The sequence below is a fragment of the Rhizobium sp. Leaf306 genome, from assembly GCF_001423425.1.
GTDB lineage: Bacteria > Pseudomonadota > Alphaproteobacteria > Rhizobiales > Rhizobiaceae > Neorhizobium > Neorhizobium soli.
The window spans coordinates 838,894-859,711 of record NZ_LMNX01000001.1; the positions used below are offsets into that span (position 1 = coordinate 838,894).

The following is a 20,818-nucleotide window of genomic DNA, read 5'->3' on the forward strand; positions in this document are numbered from 1 at the left end:
CTAAATCTCCTTAGCAACCAAATTCTGTGTATCGAGGCCGATGAGCTGCATCGTCTTGACGAAGGCATCGGAAGGCTTTTGGACGGCAAAGGACTTCTTGTCGTCATCCCAGGCGTTTGCGCCGGCGACGAGGACCTGGACGCACTGGACGCCGAGACGCTCGACACCGGACGCATCGATGACAATGTCGCTACCGCGCATGGACAGCAGTTTGGCGTGCAGCGCGGACGCCTCGTTGAGGTCCAGCACGGAAGACAGTTTCAAACTTCCCGGACCGGCTTTCTTGGCCGCCATCAGCTTATTCCTTGTCGTTTGGAGTAAAATGTGTCTGAGGAACCGATGCGTTCCGCCGCGGCCCGCGGGGAGATGTCGGTGGCAATTTCCGGCCGGCGTGCAGCCGGTCTTGAGCGGTCGTCATCGTAACGGCCCTGTCGCGCAATCCGGAATTCGCGAACCGTGCGTCCAAGCTCCAGGATCACCGTCTGCAATTCGTCCGCGCCTTCGCCCGAGCGACGCGCCAGAACGGCATTGGATGCGACTTCCTGGCTGAGATCACTGACATGTGCCGTGACGACGTCGAGGCCTTCCGCCTGGACCCCGGTATCGCGAGCTATGCCCGCAATCGTGTCGTTGATGGCGGACACCTGCTGGACGATGCCATCGATGGCGCCCTGCGTGCGGTGAACCATTTCGACACCGGCATCGACCTGCGTCTTAGTGCCGTTGACGAGCGTCTTGATCTCGCGGGCGGCCTCGGCGGAACGCTGGGCGAGCGCCCTCACCTCCTGCGCAACGACAGCAAAGCCGCGGCCACTGTCGCCGGCGCGGGCGGCTTCGATGCCGGCATTGAGGGCGAGGAGATTGGTCTGGAATGCGATCTCGTCGATCGTGCCGATGATCTGGCCGATCTTTTCGGCTGACGCTTCGATATCCGCCATGGCGCTGATCGCCTGACCGACGACCTTGCCGCTGTCTTCCGCTGACCGGCGTGTGGCGGCCGTCGCCTTTTCGGCGGCGGCCGTGCCGACGGCACTCTGGCGGACACCGGCAGCGATCGAAGAAAGCGCTTCGCCAGACTTTTGCAAGCGGGCGGACTGGTTCTCGGAAGTTCTGGCGAACGTGCGTGCGCTCTCGGAAAGAGCGTCGGTCAGCATGTCCGCCTGGATTCCGGTCTCGCCGACGGTCTCGAATGTCGTGCGGATGTCGCCGATGGCGCTGTTGAGGATGTCGCCGAGTTCGCGATAGGCGTCCGGCATGTCGTCCGGAACCTTGGCGGTCAGATCGCGATCGGCCAGCGCTGAAACCACGGAGAGGAACGTCTCAACGGCCTGCGCCTGATCGGCCTGGCGCTGCTCGGTCAGGGCACGCTGGTGCTTGAGGCGCAATTCGTTAAAGCGCAACGACACCGCGATCTCCGCGTCGACCATGACGAGGCGCACGATTGCGCTGACGAGATCGTTGAGTTCCTGTTCGCGCTTGCGACTTGCCGGAAGAATGGAGCGGGATGACATTCCGGTGACCGCACCGGTGATCAGATGCTCGAGCATCACCGAATGACCGGCAAGGTGCCAGCGCGGATCAAGACCCATGCGGCTTTCGGTATCGGAGAGGAGTTTGACTCGTTCGGCATACAGTGCATCGAAGCGCGCGTCGCTGAGCACGCTCCAGTGAGACGCCTGGAGGTCATGCAGGCGTTCGATCTGCTGTTCGCTTTCGAAGATACCGGCAGCCTCGGGAACGGACTGCAGCCGGTGAAAATAGTCGCGCAATCCGGCTTTGAGATGAGGTTCGAGCTGCGGCCGGCACCGGCGCAGCAAGTCGCGCAGGTCCCCGTCGAGGCCAGCAAAGGCCAAGCGTTCACTCAGGCTGCCTGCCTGGCTCCGTCGCCCCTGTTCTGTCGGCGTGTCCTGCACCAAAACCGTCCCCGCATGAAAGTCAGACCAACCCGACGAGTTGGTGTATTGCCGCCCAGCGAGGCAAATCCGAAACGGGCGGGAGCGTGCCGGGACAGGCCATGACCTGTCTGCGGTGGCGACGCTTATACCGCGAAGCATTTCGTAATCTGTCGATGAGAAATACCGGATTCAGACCGGTACGGCTTGGCGGCTTCATGCCTGTTGGGAGCCCTCGGGACATCCCATTCGCCGTCTATCTAATATGTATGGTTAATTCCTTGCCCGAAGGTTAACACGGGCGGTGTGAAATGCTCTTTCAAGCAAAGTCAGAAACCGGCCATAGCTCCGACTGTCCGCAAAGGTGACAACAAACAGAGGCGCAGAACAGCTCAACCAAAAGCTTCAAAACTTTTAGTAAAATCAAATTGATCTAATCTGGAAGTTCAGCTTGTGGCGGTGTTTCAATTGTCCGGCGGCCAGATCAGTTCGGCCAGCGCTCGTTGGCCGTCCTTGCTTCCGGTCGATGCAAGAGCCTGAAAAATTCTTCGCGCATCGGGCTTGCGACCGACATTGAGGTAGGCGTAGCCGCGAAGGATCATCAGATCGGTCTGTTCCGGCGTGATCTGGGCGCGCTGATCGAGCGCGATGAGTGCCTCCCGATAGCGACCGAGGTTGAAGGAACTTTGGGCGCGATTGGCAAGAATGGCGCTCTGAAGCTCCACGGCGCGGGAGTTGGTCTGCTTGGCGGCGGCCGCGGCAACCGATGCCTGATCCGTCAGGCCTGCCCGCAGATAGGCAAGGCTTCGACCATAGGACGCATCGGAGCGGACCACGTCGGAAGCACTGTTTTGCGCGACCTCGAAAGCCTTGACGGCTTCGAGCGGCCTGTTCAGATCCATCAGGCACCAACCGCGCGATAGTGCCTGGTCCGGATTGGTCTGGCGGAGTTCCGTCAGAGCACAACCGCGCGACGGCGGCCCGGAGCTTGCCTGAGCGGATCTGGTTGCCTGGCGGACCGACGGCTGCACGGCAACAGGCTGCCGGGTTGCAGCGGCACGCTGCGGGTTGGGTTGCTGAACGCTGCGTTGCGCTGGTTGCTGGTAGGGTTGTCCGTCCTGCTGCGAATAGGCTTCCGCAACGCGATCCTCGGGCCTGACGCTCGGCAGCGGCGGTTGGCGACGGTAACCTGTCCGGTCGTCGACGCCCGCGACAGATGGTCTGCCGAGATTTGCAATGCGCTCTGAACGATCGCCCCAGGCACGCTGGAGAGAAGCTACACCGGCCCGGTCGCCCAGGTCGTTGCGGGTCAGCGCCAGACCATAGGCGGAGGGCTCGTCATCCGGCTTCCAGGCGAGTGCTGCCCCGAACCACTCGGCGGCTGTGCGAAGCTGCCGCATTGCTCTTGCATACCAGCCGAACTGTTGTGCCGCGTCGGCATCGCGGGCGGCGATCACGACAGGCGCCATGCGGGCCAGAACCTCTTCCTGCAGCATGGGCGGAGGATCGAGTGCAAGAAGATTGGCGACGGCGGAAAGATAGGCCGCCTTGGTGCCTTCGGAACTTTCCCGGAAACGATAGAGAACGTTTTCCGCTTCGAGCGGCGACTTCTGGCGGACCAGGGTGAGCGCCAGCCCCTCAGCAGCGGAGGCCGTCTCTTCCTTGCCATAGGCGCGCCGGAACCAGCGCTCGGCACCGCCGAGATTGTCTCTGCGATAGGCATACCAGCCCAGTAGCAGCGCGTCCGAGGCGAGCCCTTCGCGTTCCGCGAGTTGTTCGAGACGCGTGACATACTGCTGGCCGACGACCAGTTTCGCATCGTCGCCGGCTTCGTTGACAAAGCGGCGCGCGAGATCGTTTCTCAGACCCTCGAATTCCGGCTGACCACCGGCGGGAGTTTTTTCCTTGGCGAGGAGATCTTCCAGCATGGTGGAGGGAAGAAGTTCACTCGCCTTCTGCACCGTGGCGACACGCGCGGCGGTGTCCTCGCAATTGTCCAGAACGTAGAGATAGGCATCCCGGGCGCGACCCTGTCGCTCGGTCTCGGCAAAGGCTTCCGCCACCCGCCACAAGACGTCGATTTCGCTGCAGGTGAGAAGGCTCGGGTTTTCGGCCGCCATGCGGATGACGACGTCGTAATCCTTGCTGTCGGAGGCGCCGGTCAGGCTGACACGTGCCTCGGCAAGCTTTAGCCGGTCGAGGAGATCGTCCGGTGCCTGCCAGCCGCTCTCGGCAGTCTGACGGTCGGCGATTGCCTTACGCACGTCGGCAAAGCGCGACTGTGCATAGAGTTGCCACATGTTTTCGAGCTGTGGATCACCGCTTGCGCGCACAGCCAGCGGATCAGCGGGCGGCGACCAGGTCGGATAGAGCGCGCGCAGGCGCGAGATCTCGGCCTGAAGCCGTGCCGTGTCGCCACGGGCAGCAAAATATCGCAAGGCGCTTTCATCCACGACGACCGGAGGCGGCGTGTTGCCGCGCTGCGCCGTCAAGTTTTCGGGACGCTGCAAGGGTGGTGGCGACGATGCGGCCGGGGACTGTGCGATCAAGGGCATGCCCGAACGCGCCGGGGAAGGCGTATCGGCCGGTTCGGTGGCGGATCCGTTCGACAGCGTTTGCGTGATCACAAGCGCTGCTGCACCCGGAGACTGCGCGGAAGGTTCGTCTGAGGAGAGCAGTTGAGCCGTAAGCCGCTCGGTCTTGGGACGCGGCTGCATACCGTCTGCCCATGCGGGCGCTTCGGGACTGATGGCGCCGGTCAGCTGCGTCATGTCGACATTGGAGGATTGTCTATCGAGGCTCCAGAATCCAACAGCGGCGATACCTACCACCGTCAATGAGATCATCATAACCTTCATGGACTTCCGATCCCGATCCTAACCCCGACCTGTTGCCCCGCAACGAGGCGTATCAATGGCATGAACGCCATGATGTGTAAGAATGAGCTGATATGGTTAACGAACAATTTAGATTTGTTTAGCAAATTGTAAGCAAGACTCGCGATTCGCTTCGTTGCGTAGACTTTTGTGGAAGCGGAAATCGAGACGGAAGCGATCGGACGATGACTGTCCAGTAGATGCGCCATTATATGCGAGTGCCCATGACGAAAAGATCATTTGCCGAAGTTCGCCGGTTCGTACGCAGCGACCGCCGAAGCTTCGCAATTGCCATCGCAGGATTGCTGCCTCTCGTCCTGGCAAGTTGCGGCGGAGCTCCGATCCAGCCGGGCGCCCTGGTGAAGACCGTGCAGGCGGAAGAAGCCATGGTCATGCCCCCGCCATCCGGCCCCGGTATCGTCGGCGTCATCGAGCGGCGCTACGACAACGCCATCGAGCAGGAAATTCCGCTCTTCACATCCGCACTCACGCCCGGCCAGAACTTCATCAAGGCGCAGTTCTTCGGCACGAAGAGCGCGTTCAGCTATAGCTCGAACCGGCTGACGTCGAAAATGGTCTCGCAAAGCGGCACGGCACGCGAAATGGCATCCGGGTTTCCGGGTGTACGGATGGTGCGGTCGCAATTTTACGTCCAGAACAGCTATGGCCCGTTCGGCTATGCGTTCGGGCGCGGCAGGGGCAGCGATCTTTGCCTCTACGGATGGCAGCAGATCCGCTCGCAGGCGCAGAAGATGTCGCCGGTCGATAACTACGGCTCGATCCAGATCCGCGTGCGGATCTGCGAGGCCGGCGCGACGGAGCAGGCACTTCTCGCCTTCATGTACAATTTCACTATCAACGCCTCCGTCGACTCGCTCGGCTGGAATCCCTATGGCGATGCGAGCCCGCTTTCGCCTGAAATCGGACGAACCGGCGCTCCGACCTACCCGCGTCCTGCCTCGACGGAAGCTATCGTTCCGGTCCTGCCGCAACGGCAAGCTGCGCCGATGATCCGCCGCGCAGCCCCTGCCGCGCCGGTCCGGCCAGCCGTAGCACCGGTTGCCAGCAGCATGATGGAGCCTGTCATGCAGCCGGTGGGGCCAAGGATCCCCAGCGTTTCCGCACTTTCTCCCGCAGGCCTCAGTCCGTCAGCGCCCTCGGACGCTGCTGCGTCCCCGAGGTCACTGACACCCGCAGCCGCTCCGCGCGTCACGGTTCCTTCGCCTTCCTGCTCGACACAGGCGGAGGGTGCCAATGTCGTATGTCGCTGAGCGTCAGGCCGGCAATCCCGTCGTGATCCTGCCAACCGTAATCCGGTCGATCGAACCGCAAAGGTAATCCGGCGATGCGTACTTTTATCTCTGCCATCGTGTGGGTTCTCGCCACGATCATGATCGTGACCCTGGTCACCCTGCCGATCAACACGCGCACCCAGTTGATCGCGAGCGTCCTGATCGTCACGGTGATGATCATCATCAAGATGCTCAACGCCGACGGCAAATGGCGTCTCGTGGCTCTCGCCTTCGGCACCGCGATGGTGATGCGCTACGTCTACTGGCGCACGACGAGCACGCTGCCGCCGGTGAACCAGCTGGAGAACTTCATTCCCGGCATGCTCGTCTACTTGGCCGAGATGTACAGCGTGATGATGCTGGCGCTCAGCCTCTTCGTCGTTGCCATGCCGCTGCCGGCGCGAAAGCCGCATGGCCGCACGGAAGGACCGCTTCCGAGCGTCGACGTCTTCGTGCCGTCTTACAACGAGGACGAGACGCTGCTTGCCAACACGCTTGCAGCCTGCCGCAACATGGATTACCCGGCCGACAAGTTGACCGTCTGGCTGCTCGATGACGGCAGCACGCTGCAGAAGCGCCGCGCCGACAACGTGGCGGATGCACGGGCTGCGGATGCGCGCTACAAGGCCCTCAACCAGCTTTGCGAAGACCTCGGCGTCAAATACCTGACCCGCGAGCGCAACGAACACGCCAAGGCCGGCAATCTCAACAACGGGCTTGCCCATTCGAGCGGCGATCTGATTGCCGTGTTCGACGCCGATCACGCTCCGACGCGCGACTTCCTCTTGGAAACCGTCCACTATTTCGAGAAGGAGCCGAAACTCTTCCTCGTGCAGACACCGCACTTCTTCCTCAATCCTGATCCCGTCGAGCGCAACCTGCGCACATTCGAGAAGATGCCGAGCGAGAACGAGATGTTCTACGGTATCATCCAGCGTGGTCTCGACAAGTGGAATGCCGCCTTTTTCTGCGGCTCCGCGGCCGTTCTCAATCGCAAGGCGCTCGAAGTCTCCAACGGTTTCAGCGGCGTCAGCATTACGGAAGACTGTGAAACCGCGCTCGATCTGCACGGTCTCGGCTGGCACAGCATCTATGTCGACCGCCCACTGATCGCCGGCCTGCAGCCGGCGACCTTCGCCAGCTTTATCGGCCAGCGCTCGCGCTGGGCGCAAGGGATGATGCAGATCCTGCGGTTCCGCTTCCCGCCGCTCAAGCGCGGGCTCTCCTTCCCGCAGCGCCTCTGCTACATGTCCTCGACGCTATTCTGGCTGTTTCCCTTCCCGCGGACGATCTTCCTGTTTGCACCGCTGTTTTATCTGTTCTTCGATCTGCAGATCTTCACCTCCTCCGGCGGCGAGTTCCTCGTCTATTCGCTGACCTACATGATCGTGAACATGCTGATGCAGAACTACCTCTACGGTTCGTTCCGCTGGCCGTGGATTTCGGAGCTTTACGAATACGTCCAGACCGTGCACCTGCTGCCGGCTGTCGTTTCGGTCATGCTCAATCCGCGCAAGCCGACCTTCAAGGTGACGGCGAAAGACGAGTCCGTGTCCGTCAGCCGACTTTCGGAGATCAGCCGGCCGTTCTTCGTGATCTTCTGCGTTCTCGTCATTGCCTTCTTCATCAGCATCTACCGGGTCTATACAGAACCGTTCAAAGCGGACGTGACGCTGGTGGTTGGGGGCTGGAATCTTCTCAACATCATCATTGCGGGCTGCGCGCTCGGCGTCGTTTCCGAACGTGGAGAGAAGCAGTCGTCCCGCCGTATCCGCGTCAGCCGGCGTTGCGAATTCGGGATCGGCGACCGCTGGTTCACGGCGACGATCGAGGATGTTTCGGTCAATGGTGCAGCACTGCAGATCTATACGGAAGGCGCCAGGGACATCGCGAACGGTGCCATGGGTGTGCTCCGGTTCCAGCCGTTCAGCGACCTGCCGATCAGCGATTTGCCGATCGAAATCCGCAATTTCGATACGGTCGGCGACGTGACAACGGCGGGGTGCCGCTACATGCCCCAGAAATCCACCGATCACCGTTTGATCGCCGATCTCATATTCGCCAATTCGAGCCAGTGGACACAATTCCAGACCTCGCGACGTTACAACCCGGGCCTCTTGCGCGGCACGATCTGGTTCCTGGGTCTTGCCGCCTATCAGACGACCCGCGGCCTCGGCTACCTGTTGAAGGATCTGGGCAAGAGCCAGACGACGAAGGAAGGTTGAGCGACATGATCATCAATACACGCTTCCCCCGCCTTCTCTTCGTCGCGGCCATGCTGGCATCGACCGGCGCCCTGTCGGTCTCGTCGCTTGCGCAGCAACCCGGTCAATCGCCGGCCACCGCATCATCGCCATTCGACATGGGTCCGGAGCGGTCCCGCCAAGGTGTAACCCCGACCGCGCCGCCTTCACCGCAAACCCCGGCTCCGGCACCTGTGCCACAGGTTCAACGGCCCATTCCAGCCGCTCCGAAAACGCCCGCGGCACCGGCACCGGCGGCCACCGCTTCTCCCTCTCCGGTAACGGCCCCTGCTCCTCAGGCGGCAGCCAAGGCTTCGACCGAAACGGCGCGGCGCTACCTCATCCCTGCCCCGTCGCTGCGCCTGAACGGCGAGGTCCAGCAGCGTTCCTGGTCCGTCTACCTGACCGAGGAGCAGGCGGCGACGGGTGCAAAGCTGCACCTCACATACCAGAACTCGATCGTCGTTGCGCCGGAGGCCTCGCGACTTTCCGTGACGATCAACGACGTCGAGATCTATGGCGACAAGATTGCATCGCCCGACCAGCCGTTCGAACGGGTGCTCGACATACCGCCGGGCGTTCTGAAGGCGGGCGGCAATATGGTACGGTTCGCGGCCAATCAGCGTCACCGCACCGACTGCACGGTCGAATCCACGTTCGAACTCTGGACCGACATCGACCCGAAGCGGACGTTCCTGGCGTTCGACGACGAGCGTAGCGACCGGTTCAACCGACTGGACGATGTCAGGGCGGTCGGCGTCGACGGCAGCGGAAAGACGCGATTCCGCTTGATTGTGCCGGCGCTCGACCAGCTGGGCGCGACGGATGTTCTGATGCGGCTTGCGCAGGGACTATCGCTGGTGGGCGGCATGCCGAACCAGTCGTTTTCATTCCAGAAAACCATTACACCCGATCTGAGGCCCGGCGAACTTGCGGTCTTCGTGGGGACACCGGACGAACTTCGACCGATCCTTCCGAACCTGGCGGCAGCCGCTTCCAGTGCAGCCGTTGCAAGCTTTACCGATTACCCCGGGCACGGATCCTCCGCTCTGGTCCTGTCGGGACCCAGCTGGCCGGCGCTTCAGGGCCTTATCGACAGTTTCGTTGCCTCCACCGATGGCGGCAGCATCCAGCGCCGCGATACACTGGCGACCTCGAGCTGGCGCGGCATCGATACGCCATTTCTGTTTGCCGAGAAATCGATTGATTTCAATTCTCTCGGGGTCAGCAGCGAGGAGTTTTCCGGGCGGCTTTACCGTACCGAGTTCACAATCGGCGTCCCGGCGGATTTCTACGCGAACGCCTATGGCGAAGCGCGCATTCTGCTGGATGCCGCCTATGTGTCGGAGGTTCTTCCGGGCAGTCACATCGACGTCTTCGTCAATGGGAATATTGCCTCAACCGTTCCGATCACCTCGGACGGAGGCGCCATTCTGCGCCACCTGCCGATCAAGCTGACGCTGCGTCACTTCAAACCTGGGGTCAACACGATCACGCTCGAAGCTGCGCTGCTGACGGCGTCGGACAAGGCCTGCGCGCCGGGTGCCACTGCGAATGAAGGCACGCGGTTTGCTCTCTTCGGTACTTCACAGTTCGAGATGCCGGATTTCGCCCGCATCGCGCGCGTCCCCAATCTCGGCGCTACGTCGGGCACCGGCTTTCCTTACTCGACCGGCACCGAGTCCGTTCCTTTGTTCCTCGGCCGGATCGATGAAAAGACCCTCGGATCTGCGGCAACTTTCCTTGGCAAGATCGCGACCGCGTCACATCGGGCAATACCGGTCTCGGTGACGATTTCAACGGCGCGTATCGCCGGGCGCAATGCGCTGTTTGTCGGCGCGATCTCCGAATTTCCAGCCAATATCCTGACGGATCTCGGCATCGAGCAGAAAAGCCGCGGTAGCTGGGGTGAGAACAGCGATCACGTCCCGGCCGACCGGGCGTCATTGACGCTCCAGGACTGGCAGGATCGCAACGGCAACAACTTCTTCGGCCGACAGCTTTCTTCCGTGGCGGATTGGGCCAAGCGGAACTTTGACCTCTCCGCACCGATGCTGCGGTTTGCGCCGGCAGGTGACGCGATCTATGTGCCGCCGAAAACCGCCGGAATGATCATCGCACAGGAAAACGATCCGACCCAAACCGGCACCTGGACGGCGGTGATCGGCGCGACGGGCGATGAGCTTTCTGCCGGGATGGAGGCCTTTTCGGCACGCGAAGCGTGGAACCAACTCGACGGACGCGTGTCCGTGCACGATGTTTCCGAAGCAGATCCGGTGATTGTTCCGGTCAACTGGTTCCACTTCACGCCGACTGCAAACTTTTCACTCTCGAATGCACGGTTGATCGCAACGAACTGGCTGTCGGACAACATCATGTCCTACGGACTGCTTCTCGTCGCGAGTGCAATTCTCGTGGGGCTGGCAACCGGTGGACTGCTGACCCGGCTCGGTCGGAAATAGGCACGGCAGGTCAATCCCGTGCGGCTGTCGGGTCCTCCGGCAGCCCTCCCTTGCCGGTAAAGCGTCGGCTGACATGCAGCGATCCCTGAAGGCCGAACCGCCACGGCTGGTCGATACCACGCGATATTCCGATCCGCCGTCCCGCGACCACCAAGGGCGGCGTTACCGGCGGAGCAAGCCGGAAAGGCGCTTCCATGAGCGACAGGCCGTCATGCTCGATACCAATTCCCAGCGCCTGGCAGACGCGTCCGGGGCCCGAGCATAACAGCAGGGGCTCCGCCCTGCCCCGCCGGTGTTCCATCTCGGCAATGCCGTTCACGGGCTGCAAGGCCCGGATCAGCACCGCGCTGCCCGGCGTGCAAACGAAATTCACGCACCAGTGTATGCCGTAGGAACGGTAAACATAGGCATGACCGGCCGGCCCGAACATGGCAAGGTTGCGGGGCGTCGGCCCGCGAAAGCTGTGGGATGCCGGATCATCCGGCTGGTAGGCCTCGGTCTCGACGATGACGCCGCCGACGCCCGAAAGCTCGAATTCAGCGCCGATCAGGTCGCGCGCCACATCCACCGCAGACCGCGTGAAAAATCCGGCTGCCAGTGTCATGTCGTGCCTCACCATTTCTGTGGATCATGATCCAACCTAACCACTCGATAGCGCCAAGGGAACAAAGGGCGTCGTCACGGGTTGGCGTCCATTCCCTGGCTCTTTGCCTCCCGGAGCGTTTTCATGACTGTTTTTTCTTCCGATAACAGAGACTCTGCGGCGTATCCGCTGCAGTCCCTCTTCGTTCCCTTTCCTTTCGTCTGCTTCACCCTGACACTCGGGACCGACCTGGCCTTCTGGCTAAGCGATGGTCACCTGATGTGGCAGAACTTTTCCTCCTGGCTTCTGTTCGCCGGCCTTGTCTTCGGTGGCGTCGCAATCGTCGCCGGCCTGCTGGATATGCTTCGTCCAAGAACGCGGCCGCTGCGCCCGGCATTTCTCACCATCGTCATCTATATCGTCATTCTGGCGCTGGCTTTCCTCAACAGCCTTGTTCACGCCGGCGACGGCTGGACGGCCGTTGTGCCTTACGGACTGGCGATTTCTGTCGTCACATTCGTTCTCTCGGTTTTCGCCGCCGCGATTTCCGCCCGCAAGTATTCCCGCCTGGCCTGGAGGATCTGATCCATGAAGCCGTCCCGCATTCTCTTTGCCTCCGCGCTTTCGCTGTCGCTCGGCACCGCCTTGCCGGCCTTTTCCCAAAGCAATGACTTCGACGTCAACTCGCAGATTGGCCCCGATCCTGTCCTGCCGGAACCATCGCACCCGCTCATCCCCGACCTGAAAGTCGCGGAAGTGATCGGCTGGAAGGATGGCGAAACGCCGAAGGTTCCTGAAGGCCTAAAGGTTACCGTTTACGCCAAGGATCTTTCGAGCCCGCGCACCGTCCACACGCTTCCGAACGGCGATGTGCTTGTCGTGCAATCCAAGGCACCGGCAGGCGAGCCGACCTCGAGGCCGAAGGATTTCATCCGCGGCTGGATCATGTCGATCGCCCACGGCGATATTGGCGCTGAGAAGGAAACCAATATCATCACTCTGCTGCGCGATACCAATCGCGATGGCACGGTCGATGAACGGCACGACCTTCTGACCAAGCTCGATTCCCCGTTTGGCCTGGCTTGGGTGGACAATACGCTCTACGTGGCCTCGGCCAGCGCCGTGATCGCCTACCCTTATGAACTCGGCCAGAACGAGATTACCGCGCCGCCAAAGGTGCTGACCCCGCTTCCTGGCGGGCCAATCAACCACCATTGGACTAAGGATCTGGCGCTCAGCCCCGATGGCAAGATGCTCTACGTCTCGGTCGGCTCGAACTCCAATATCGTGGAGAACGGGCTCGAGGCTGAAAAGGGCCGCGCCGCGATCTGGCAAGTCGATCGTCAGACGGGGGCGGCACGCGTCTTCGCATCCGGCCTACGCAACCCGAATGGTCTTGCCTTCAACCCGGATACGGGCGTTCTCTACACCGTCGTCAACGAGCGTGATGAACTCGGTCCGAACCTGGTGCCGGACTACATGACGTCGGTGAAGGAAGATGGCTTCTACGGCTGGCCGTGGAGCTACTACGGCAACCATGTCGACGTTCGCGTTCACCCGCCACGGCCGGACATGGTCGAAAGGGCGATCGCGCCGGACTACGCGCTGTCCAGCCATGTCGCAGCACTCGGCCTGACGTTTTCGGCCAATTCCGCCATGCCGTCCGCCTTCGCAAGCGGTGCCTTCATCGGCGAACATGGCAGCTGGAACCGGGATCACTTCAATGGCTACAAGGTCGTCTATGTGCCCTTCGAAAACGGCAAGCCTGTTGGCAAGGCACAGGACGTCGTGACAGGCTTTATCGAGAACGATCAGGCGCGCGGCAGACCTGTCGGTGTCGGGATCGATGGAACGGGGGCGCTTCTGGTTGCCGACGATTCCGGCAACACGGTCTGGCGGGTCGCCAATGCCGACGGCACGGTCATTCCGCAGCCGATCGGCACCGACCAGACCGCGGCAACCGCACAGCAGGCCGCGACCACCGACAAGACGGATCGGGCACCCGTTGCAGCAGTGAGTCCTCCGGCCAACGGGACGACCGGCTCCACGGAACCGGCACTCGCCGCACCAACCGCCCCTGCAGAAGAGCGGCTGACCGGTCAGGCCCCAGTGTCCGGTAAAAGCGATACGCTGCAGCCGTCGCAAACCGACATTGCGCCAGCAGCAAGGCCTTAATCCGGAAACGGTCTCGCGCTTATCGACGCTAGACAGACGAACTCATGTGCAGCCGGTAACGCCTACCGGCTGCACTTTCTTTTTAAGGTCGCCGTCATGCCGCGCGCTTGAGCGCATCACCGAGCATCGAGACGATGGTGCCGATCTGCTCCTTTTCGATGATCAGCGGCGGCGACAGCGCGATCGTGTCGCCCGTGACTCGGACCAGCAGCCCCTTCTGGAAGCAATCGACGAAGACATCATAGGCACGTGCTCCCACAGCGCCTTCGCGCGATGCCAGCTCGACGGCGCCGACGAGGCCAAGGTTTCTGATGTCGATGACGTGCGGCAGGCCTTTCAGCGAGTGCAGCGCCTCTTCCCATTCGCCAGCAAGACCAGCAGCGCGGGTCAACAAGCCCTCTTCCTCGTAGATTTCCATGGTCGCTAGACCGGCGGCGCAAGCGACCGGGTGGCCGGAATAGGTATAGCCGTGGAACAGCTCGATCGCGTTCTCAGGCCCTGCCATCAGTCCGTCATAGATCGTGCGGCTGGCAAACACCGCGCCCATCGGGATCGTCCCGTTGGTAATGCCCTTGGCGGTGGTGACGAGATCCGGCACGACACCGAAGTAATCCGTGCCAAACGGCATGCCGAGACGGCCAAAGCCGGTGATGACTTCGTCGAAAATCAGAAGAATGCCGTGTTTCGTGGCCGTTGCGCGCAGCTTTTCGAGATAGCCCTTGGGCGGCAGGATGACGCCGGCGGAGCCTGACATCGGCTCCACGATCACAGCTGCGATGGTTTCCGCCCCGTGCAGTCCGACGAGACGTTCGAGATCGTCGGCAAGTTCGATGCCATGCGCGGGCAAGCCCTTCGAGAAGGCGTTGCGCTCGATATCGAGCGTGTGACGCATATGGTCTGCCGGGATCTGCGGAAAGACACGGCGATTGTTGACGAGACCGCCGACCGAAATGCCGCCGAAGCCGACGCCGTGATAGCCCTTCTCGCGACCGATGAAACGGGTGCGGGTCCCCTGCCCGATCGACCGCTGATAGGCAATGGCGATCTTGAGCGCGGTATCGACAGATTCGGAACCGGAACCGGTAAAGAAGACACGATCCAGCCTGGCGGAGGCGCCGCCCGGCGCATGCTCCGCCAGTTTCGTGGCGAAATCGAACGCGATGGGATGACCCATCTGGAAGGTCGGGGCAAAATCCATGGTGGTGAGCTGACGTTCGACGGCCTGTGCGATCTTCTTGCGACCATGGCCGGCATTGCAGCACCACAGCCCCGCCGTGCCGTCGAGAACCTTGTTGCCGTCGACATCGGTGTAATACATGCCATCCGCCTGCGCGAGCAGACGCGGCGTCGCCTTGAACTGGCGGTTTGCCGTAAACGGCATCCAGAAATTGTCAAGATTGAGCGCGTTTGTCTTGCTCGCGTGGTCCATGAAAGCCTCCTGTTCGATAGGGTAGATGTCACGGATTTTTTGGTGGCGAACAAGTCTTTTTGTGGTGGGGGTGCATCTCGTGCGGGAAGGGCATCCGAAAGCGGATGTCAATCTGGGTGAAATGCCCCCCCCGCTCAGGGCTATGCGGCCGGATACCGAGGCGTAGATTGTCGCGACGAGGAAAACCGTGTGCTGTCATCTCGATAGCCTCAACCTCGGATCAAACGTTGTCGAATCGATCAGCGTAGAAATAGTCAAAACTGCATCTGCTGGTTGGCTTTACTTCCGTTGACAAGTGCTTACTCAGATCCGACAACATAACTTGGACGGCAGCCACCGGGGGGACTTTTGATGTCTAGGCGCGCGATCTTCGGACTTTCCGCATTGTTGTTTTCGTCTCTCGTTCTGGCGCTGCCTCTGACTGCGGCGGAGCGGCGGATAGAGACCACGGCGGATGGGGACTATTCGGGTTTTGATCTGCGGACCGTCAAGAATGTCAGCCAGGGTCAGTGCGAAACCGCCTGTATCGGCGACAACCAGTGCCGCGCCTTTACCTATAATGTCAAAGGCAAGTGGTGCTTTCTCAAGTCCGACCACGCTCAGCTCAATCCGTTTATAGGCGCGGTCGCCGGCAAGATCGTCGAAGTGGCGGCGGAACCGGATATCGGAGCGGCGCCGCGGCTCTCCTTTCTGACGGAAGAACTGCTTCAGCAGGCCCGCGAGCAGAAGGATGGCCTGACGCTTGGTGACAACCAGCAGGGCCGGGATGTCGAAAGACTGAAGACCGACGCGCAGGCCGAACTTCTGGCAGGCCGCTTCGATAATGCGATCTATAATTACAAAGGCGCCCTGTCGCTGACGCCGGATGATGGCGCACTCTGGATCGAATTTGCCCGCGCCGCCTCCACTGCCAACGGCAACAGCTCTGCAGACGGCGATGCAACGCTTGGCGCCATCAACGGCTATCTTCTGACCCGCACGACGCAGGCAAGAGCCGATGCGCTTGCCGTTCTTGGCGCAGCGCTTGCCAAGCAGCAGAATTACCGCCAGGCGCTTTCCGCCTACAAGCAGAGCCTTGCGCTGGTCAGCGCCCGCACGGTGCAGGCATCCTATAACGACCTTCGCGAGCGCCACGGTTTTCGCGTGACCGGCAACACGGTCGATGCAGACAGCGCCAATCCGCGCGCCTGCGTTCAGTTTTCCGATCCTCTGGTAAAGGCCGGCGTCGACTATGCACCCTTCGTGACGCTGGACGGCAAGGCGCCGAAAGCGATGGAGGCGAAGGACAGCCAGATCTGCGTCGAGGGTCTGACCCACGGCCAGCGTTACAAGCTGTCGCTGCGGCGTGGCCTTCCCTCCTCCGTCGATGAACCGCTGCCAGCACAGGTCGATCTCGACCTCTACGTCAAGGATCGCTCTCCGACAGTGCGGTTTACCGGCGACAGTTTCGTGCTGCCATCCACGGCCCGGCGCGGCATTCCGATCGTTTCGGTTAATACCGAAACGGCCGATCTCAAGCTTTACCGGATCGGTGACCGCAATATTGCGCCGCTTCTGACGGACTCGGAGTTTCTGACCCAGATGAGCGGCTACACCGCCGACCGCATCGAGCAGGAAAACGGCGAACTCGTCTGGCAGGGCAAGATCGATCTCGGCCCGGGTTCCAACCGCGAGCTCAACAAGGATGTCGCGACCAGTTTCCCGGTTGACGAGGCGCTGCCGAACCGCAAGCCCGGCGTCTATGTGCTGACCGCATCGGCCGCCAACGCCATTTCGCAGGAATGGGATAACAAGGCGACGCAGTGGTTCGTCGTTTCCGATATCGGGCTGACGACCTATGCCGGCACGGACGGACTCAGTGTGTTTGCCCGTTCGCTCGGTTCGGCCAAGCCGATTGCCGGCGTCGATCTGCAGCTTCTCGCCAAGAATAACGAAGTGCTCGGTACCGCAAAGACCGATGGCGATGGCCGTGCCACGTTTACGGCCGGCCTGATGCGCGGGACCGCGGCCATGGTGCCGGCGGTGCTGACGGCGCAAAACAGCGGCCAGGACTACGTGTTTCTCGACATGAGCCGCGCCGGCTTCGATCTCTCCGATCGCGGCGTCACCGGCCGGCCGGCACCCGGCGCGATCGATCTTCTGCCCTGGACCGAACGCGGCATATACCGGCCAGGCGAGACGGTGCATGCGAGCGCCCTTGCCCGCAATGTGGATGCGACCGCAATCGACAACCTGCCGCTCACCTTCGTCTTCCTGCGCCCTGATGGCGTCGAGGATCGCCGCATGGTGAAGTCAGGCGCGCTCGGTGGCTACACGCTCGATCTCGCCCTGCAGGACACGTCCATGCGCGGCACCTGGACGATGCAGGTGTTTACCGATCCGAAGGGCTCGGCGATCGGCGAAAAGACGTTTCTGGTCGATGATTTCGTGCCCGATCGCATCGAGTTCGACATGACCAGCGCGGCGAAGGAAATCGTGGTCGGCGAACCGGCTACGGTCGAGATCGACGGACGTTTCCTCTATGGCGCACCGGCAGCGGGACTTGGCCTGGAAGGCGAGATCGCCCTCAAGCCGACCCGCGACAATGCAGCCTTCCCGGGCTACCAGTTCGGCCTTGCAGATGAGGAACAGGCGGAAACCGTCCGCATTCCGCTCGAGGCACTCGACGATACCGATGAAGACGGCAAGGCATCGTTTCCAGCAGATGTCGCGGAGCTTCCCTCGACCACCAAGCTGATCAATGCCGATATCGTCGTGCGCATGAAAGAATCGGGCGGCCGCGCGATCGAGCGGACCCTGTCGCTGCCGGTCAAGGCGGACGGGCCGCGGATCGGCATCAAGCCCGAGTTCTCCGGCGACCTGCCCGAGGGCGCGGTTGGCAGTTTCAACGTCATTCTCGTGGACGAGACCGGAGCAAAGCAGGCCGCGAAAGGCCTGCCGTGGAAGCTGGTCAAGGTCGAGCAGGACTATCAGTGGTATCGTGAGGGCAGTTCCTGGCGCTACGAGCCGATCACCCGCACCAAGCAGGTATCCAATGGCAGCGTTGACGTAACTGCTGACGGCGGCCGGATTTCGGTTCCGGTCGCATGGGGCCGTTACCGCCTGGAAGTCGAGACGGTCGATGCCGGCGGCCCGGCCTCAAGCACCGAGTTCGATGCCGGCTGGTTCGTGACCGCTACGTCGACCGAGACGCCCGACGCGCTGGAGATTGCCCTCGACAAGCCGAGCTACAAGGTCGGCGATACTGCCAAGCTCAAGGTTTCCTCGCGTTATGCCGGCGAACTGATGATCATTGCAGGCTCCGAGCAGCTGACCGCGGTCAAGACGGCAAGCCTTGCGGAGACCGGCGGAGAGATCGAGATCCCCGTCACGGCGGAATGGGGAGCAGGTTCCTATGTGACTGCGACACTCTACCGCCCGGGTGCTGCGCGTGAAAACCGTATGCCGATGCGGGCAATCGGCGTGACCTGGCTGAAGGTCGATCCGGAAGCGCGCGATCTCGCGGTCGCGATCACGGCACCGGATAAAACCCTGCCGCGCCAGCCATTGGATATCTCAGTCGCCGTAACCGGTGCCGGCGCCGACGAAGACGCTTATGTGACGATTGCAGCCGTCGATGTCGGCATCCTCAATCTTACCCGCTATGTGCCACCGGCGCCGGACGACTGGTATTTCGGCCAGCGCCGTCTCGGGCTCGAAATCCGTGACATCTACGGCCGGCTGATCGATGGCTCGCTTGGTGCCACGGGACGGCTGCGAACCGGCGGCGATGGTGGCAGCATCGCGCTGCAGGCGAGCCCGCCGAAGGAAAAGCTGGTCGCTTTCTTCTCGGGCCCGGTGAAGCTGGATGCAGAAGGCAAGGCGAATGTCTCCTTCGACATTCCCCAGTTCAACGGCACGGCGCGCGTCATGGCCGTCGCCTGGTCGAAATCCGGGGTCGGTCACGGGGTGAAAGACGTCATCATCCGCGATCCGATCGTCGTGACCGCCAGCCTGCCGCGCTTTCTTGCGCCGGGAGACGACAGCAACCTCAGACTGGACATTGTCAACACCGACGGACCCGCCGGCACCTATGATCTAGGCATTACGACAAACGACCCGGTTGCGGTCGGCCAGAGCGCGATCAAGCCGGTCGAACTGGCGGCCGGCGGAAAAACGAGTGTGACGCTGCCGCTGGTGGGAATCGGTCCCGGCGACGGCACTGTTTCGATCCGGGTCTCGAATGCTTCCGGCCTGTCGGTCGATCAGGTTCTCAACATCCCGGTTCGCCCGGCGGCCATGCCGGTGACGGAGCGCCGGCTGGTGGATCTGAAGCCCGGCGCAAGCGTAACGGTGGATTCCAACCTTCTTGCCGACAGCGTGCTTCAGGGCGCCTCGGTTAGCGTCAATGTCAGCCGCTCCAACGCGTTCGATATTCCGGCGCTGCTGATGAGCCTCGACCGCTATCCCTATGGCTGCGCCGAGCAGACGACCAGCCGGGCACTTCCGCTTCTCTATCTGAGCCAGATGGCGGTTCAGAACGGGCTTGCCGATGATGCCGAGGTCAAGAAGCGCGTCCAGGATGCGATCTTCCGCGTGCTCTCCTTCCAGGCATCGGCTGGCAGTTTCGGGCTTTGGGGACCTGATGGTGCCGGCACCGATCTCTGGCTGGACGCCTATATCACCGACTTCCTGTCGCGGGCCCGCGAACAGGGTTTCGACGTGCCTGAAAAGCCTCTCGTCCAGGCGCTCGAAAATCTGCAGAACACGCTGGCCTACACGACCAATGTCGCCGACCAGGGCAATCAGATTGCCTATGCGCTCTACGTGCTTGCGCGCAACCGCAAGGCTGCGATCAGCGACCTGCGCTATTACGCCGATACGATGCTCGGCGACTTCCCGACACCGCTTGCCAAGGCGCATATCGCTGCAGCACTTTCGCTCTACGGCGATGCCCAGCGCTCACGCACCATCTTCAACGACGCGCTGCAGATGTCGGAAGATGCGCAGATCAAGAAAGTCAGCCTCAGCCGTTCGGATTACGGCTCCTCGCTGCGAGATGGTGCAGCGGTTCTGGCGCTGGCCGCCGAAAGTCGGCCGGTGCCGCCGATCGTGCCTGCACTTGCCAATGTCGTTGCCAAGGAATGGGTGGCGAAGAAACATACAAGCACGCAGGAACAGACCTGGATGCTGCTGGCGGCCCGGGCCTTGCAGAACGGCGACGAAGACCTGCGTCTCAGCGTCAACGGCGCGGCCCACATCGGGACGCTGATGTCGCAGATGCCAGGCGACGTGCTGCTCGACCATCCGCTGACGGTTCGCAACGACAGCAAGGATAAGCTGTCTGCCGCCATCACCACGGTTGCCGCCCCGGCGCAGCCGTTAGCTGCCGGCGGCGATGGTTTCGAGATCACGCGCACCTATTACACAATGGATGGCGAGGAGGCGAATGTCAGCACGGCGCAGCAGAACACGCGTTATGTCGTCGTTCTCAACGTCACGGAGACAAACGACTGGCCGTCGCGCATTGTCGTGACCGATCTCCTGCCGGCGGGTTTCGAGATCGATAACCCAAGCATCGTCAACAGCGCCAGCCTTGCCAATTTCGACTGGATCGAAGAGGTGCAGGCCGCCCATACGGAGTTCCGCAACGACCGTTTCGTTGCAGCCTTCAACCGCGCAGAAGGTGACAACCGCAAGATCACGCTCGCCTATGTGGTACGCGCCGTGACACCCGGCACCTACGATCATCCGGCGGCGCAGGTAGACGACATGTACCGCCCGCAGCTTTCCGCAAGGACGGCGATGGGCAAGATGGAGGTGGTGGCAGCGCCGTGAGAGACGACAGGCAGGTGGCTGCCGTCCGCCTCACCGGGGTGGCAGCTTG

Annotated in this window: 11 protein-coding genes; 6 read left to right on the forward strand and 5 right to left on the reverse strand. The window is 61.9% G+C overall.

Annotation, left to right across the window (positions count from 1 at the left end; all coding sequences use genetic code 11):
• From ASG19_RS03950 to ASG19_RS03960, 3 genes are all read right to left on the reverse strand, one after another.
• Entirely contained in the window at positions 1-294 is a 294-nt protein-coding gene (locus tag ASG19_RS03950) for an STAS domain-containing protein (RefSeq protein ID WP_062453840.1), read from the reverse strand.
• Complete coding sequence (locus ASG19_RS03955; RefSeq protein ID WP_082476178.1) at positions 294-1,916, reverse strand: globin-coupled sensor protein; 1,623 nt, start codon at positions 1,914-1,916, stop codon at positions 294-296. Before ASG19_RS03955 ends, ASG19_RS03950 begins: the two co-directional genes overlap by 1 nt.
• Positions 1,917-2,356: 440 nt before the next feature.
• Positions 2,357-4,738 carry a tetratricopeptide repeat protein gene (locus ASG19_RS03960; protein WP_210168442.1) on the reverse strand — a complete coding sequence of 794 codons (2,382 nt, stop codon included), beginning with the start codon at positions 4,736-4,738 and terminating at the stop codon, positions 2,357-2,359.
• A gap of 254 nt (positions 4,739-4,992) precedes the next feature.
• On the opposite strand from ASG19_RS03960, the gene bcsN reads away from it, so the two are divergent.
• The 3 genes from bcsN to ASG19_RS03980 all read left to right on the forward strand — a co-directional run bounded on the left by bcsN (position 4,993) and on the right by ASG19_RS03980 (position 10,765).
• Positions 4,993-6,039 carry a cellulose biosynthesis protein BcsN gene (gene bcsN / locus ASG19_RS03970; protein WP_162238117.1) on the forward strand — a complete coding sequence of 349 codons (1,047 nt, stop codon included), beginning with the start codon at positions 4,993-4,995 and terminating at the stop codon, positions 6,037-6,039.
• A gap of 74 nt (positions 6,040-6,113) precedes the next feature.
• Complete coding sequence (gene bcsA, locus ASG19_RS03975) at positions 6,114-8,285, forward strand: UDP-forming cellulose synthase catalytic subunit (RefSeq protein WP_062453845.1); 2,172 nt, start codon at positions 6,114-6,116, stop codon at positions 8,283-8,285.
• Positions 8,286-8,290: 5 nt separating this feature from the next.
• Positions 8,291-10,765, forward strand: a complete 2,475-nt coding sequence (locus tag ASG19_RS03980) for a cellulose biosynthesis cyclic di-GMP-binding regulatory protein BcsB (RefSeq protein ID WP_062453846.1) — start codon at positions 8,291-8,293, stop codon at positions 10,763-10,765.
• 10 nt (positions 10,766-10,775) lie between these two features.
• On the opposite strand, the gene ASG19_RS03985 is transcribed toward ASG19_RS03980, so the two are convergent.
• Positions 10,776-11,369, reverse strand: coding sequence for a DNA-3-methyladenine glycosylase (locus tag ASG19_RS03985; protein WP_082476179.1), 594 nt, complete (start codon positions 11,367-11,369; stop codon positions 10,776-10,778).
• Positions 11,370-11,492: 123 nt separating this feature from the next.
• Here ASG19_RS03985 and ASG19_RS03990 point away from each other — a divergent pair, with 123 nt between their 5' ends.
• Both ASG19_RS03990 and ASG19_RS03995 read left to right on the forward strand, forming a co-directional pair.
• Positions 11,493-11,933, forward strand: coding sequence for a DUF2231 domain-containing protein (locus ASG19_RS03990; RefSeq protein WP_062453848.1), 441 nt, complete (start codon positions 11,493-11,495; stop codon positions 11,931-11,933).
• A 3-nt stretch (positions 11,934-11,936) separates the two neighbouring features.
• Positions 11,937-13,523 (forward strand): sorbosone dehydrogenase family protein, encoded by a 1,587-nt coding sequence (locus tag ASG19_RS03995; protein ID WP_062453849.1) that lies wholly within the window; start codon positions 11,937-11,939, stop codon positions 13,521-13,523.
• Between the two features lie 94 nt (positions 13,524-13,617).
• Here the strand turns inward: ASG19_RS03995 and ASG19_RS04000 are convergent, their stop codons facing one another.
• Positions 13,618-14,952, reverse strand: coding sequence for an aspartate aminotransferase family protein (locus tag ASG19_RS04000; protein WP_062453850.1), 1,335 nt, complete (start codon positions 14,950-14,952; stop codon positions 13,618-13,620).
• Between the two features lie 351 nt (positions 14,953-15,303).
• On the opposite strand from ASG19_RS04000, the gene ASG19_RS04005 reads away from it, so the two are divergent.
• A complete protein-coding gene (locus tag ASG19_RS04005; RefSeq protein ID WP_062453851.1) occupies positions 15,304-20,769 on the forward strand; it encodes an alpha-2-macroglobulin family protein in 5,466 nt (1,821 codons plus the stop codon).
• Positions 20,770-20,818 lie beyond the last annotated feature (49 nt).

What these genes read in the sequence shown, in the direction of transcription:
- ASG19_RS03960 (WP_210168442.1), bottom strand. Translation starts at nt 4,738, where the DNA reads ATGATCTCATTGACGGTGGTAGGTATCGCCGCTGTTGGATTCTGGAGC.
- bcsA (WP_062453845.1), top strand. Translation starts at nt 6,114, where the DNA reads ATGCGTACTTTTATCTCTGCCATCGTGTGGGTTCTCGCCACGATCATG.
- ASG19_RS03950 (WP_062453840.1), bottom strand. Translation starts at nt 294, where the DNA reads ATGGCGGCCAAGAAAGCCGGTCCGGGAAGTTTGAAACTGTCTTCCGTG.
- ASG19_RS03985 (WP_082476179.1), bottom strand. Translation starts at nt 11,369, where the DNA reads ATGACACTGGCAGCCGGATTTTTCACGCGGTCTGCGGTGGATGTGGCG.
- ASG19_RS03980 (WP_062453846.1), top strand. Translation starts at nt 8,291, where the DNA reads ATGATCATCAATACACGCTTCCCCCGCCTTCTCTTCGTCGCGGCCATG.
- ASG19_RS03995 (WP_062453849.1), top strand. Translation starts at nt 11,937, where the DNA reads ATGAAGCCGTCCCGCATTCTCTTTGCCTCCGCGCTTTCGCTGTCGCTC.
- ASG19_RS04005 (WP_062453851.1), top strand. Translation starts at nt 15,304, where the DNA reads ATGTCTAGGCGCGCGATCTTCGGACTTTCCGCATTGTTGTTTTCGTCT.
- ASG19_RS03990 (WP_062453848.1), top strand. Translation starts at nt 11,493, where the DNA reads ATGACTGTTTTTTCTTCCGATAACAGAGACTCTGCGGCGTATCCGCTG.
- ASG19_RS04000 (WP_062453850.1), bottom strand. Translation starts at nt 14,952, where the DNA reads ATGGACCACGCGAGCAAGACAAACGCGCTCAATCTTGACAATTTCTGG.
- bcsN (WP_162238117.1), top strand. Translation starts at nt 4,993, where the DNA reads ATGACGAAAAGATCATTTGCCGAAGTTCGCCGGTTCGTACGCAGCGAC.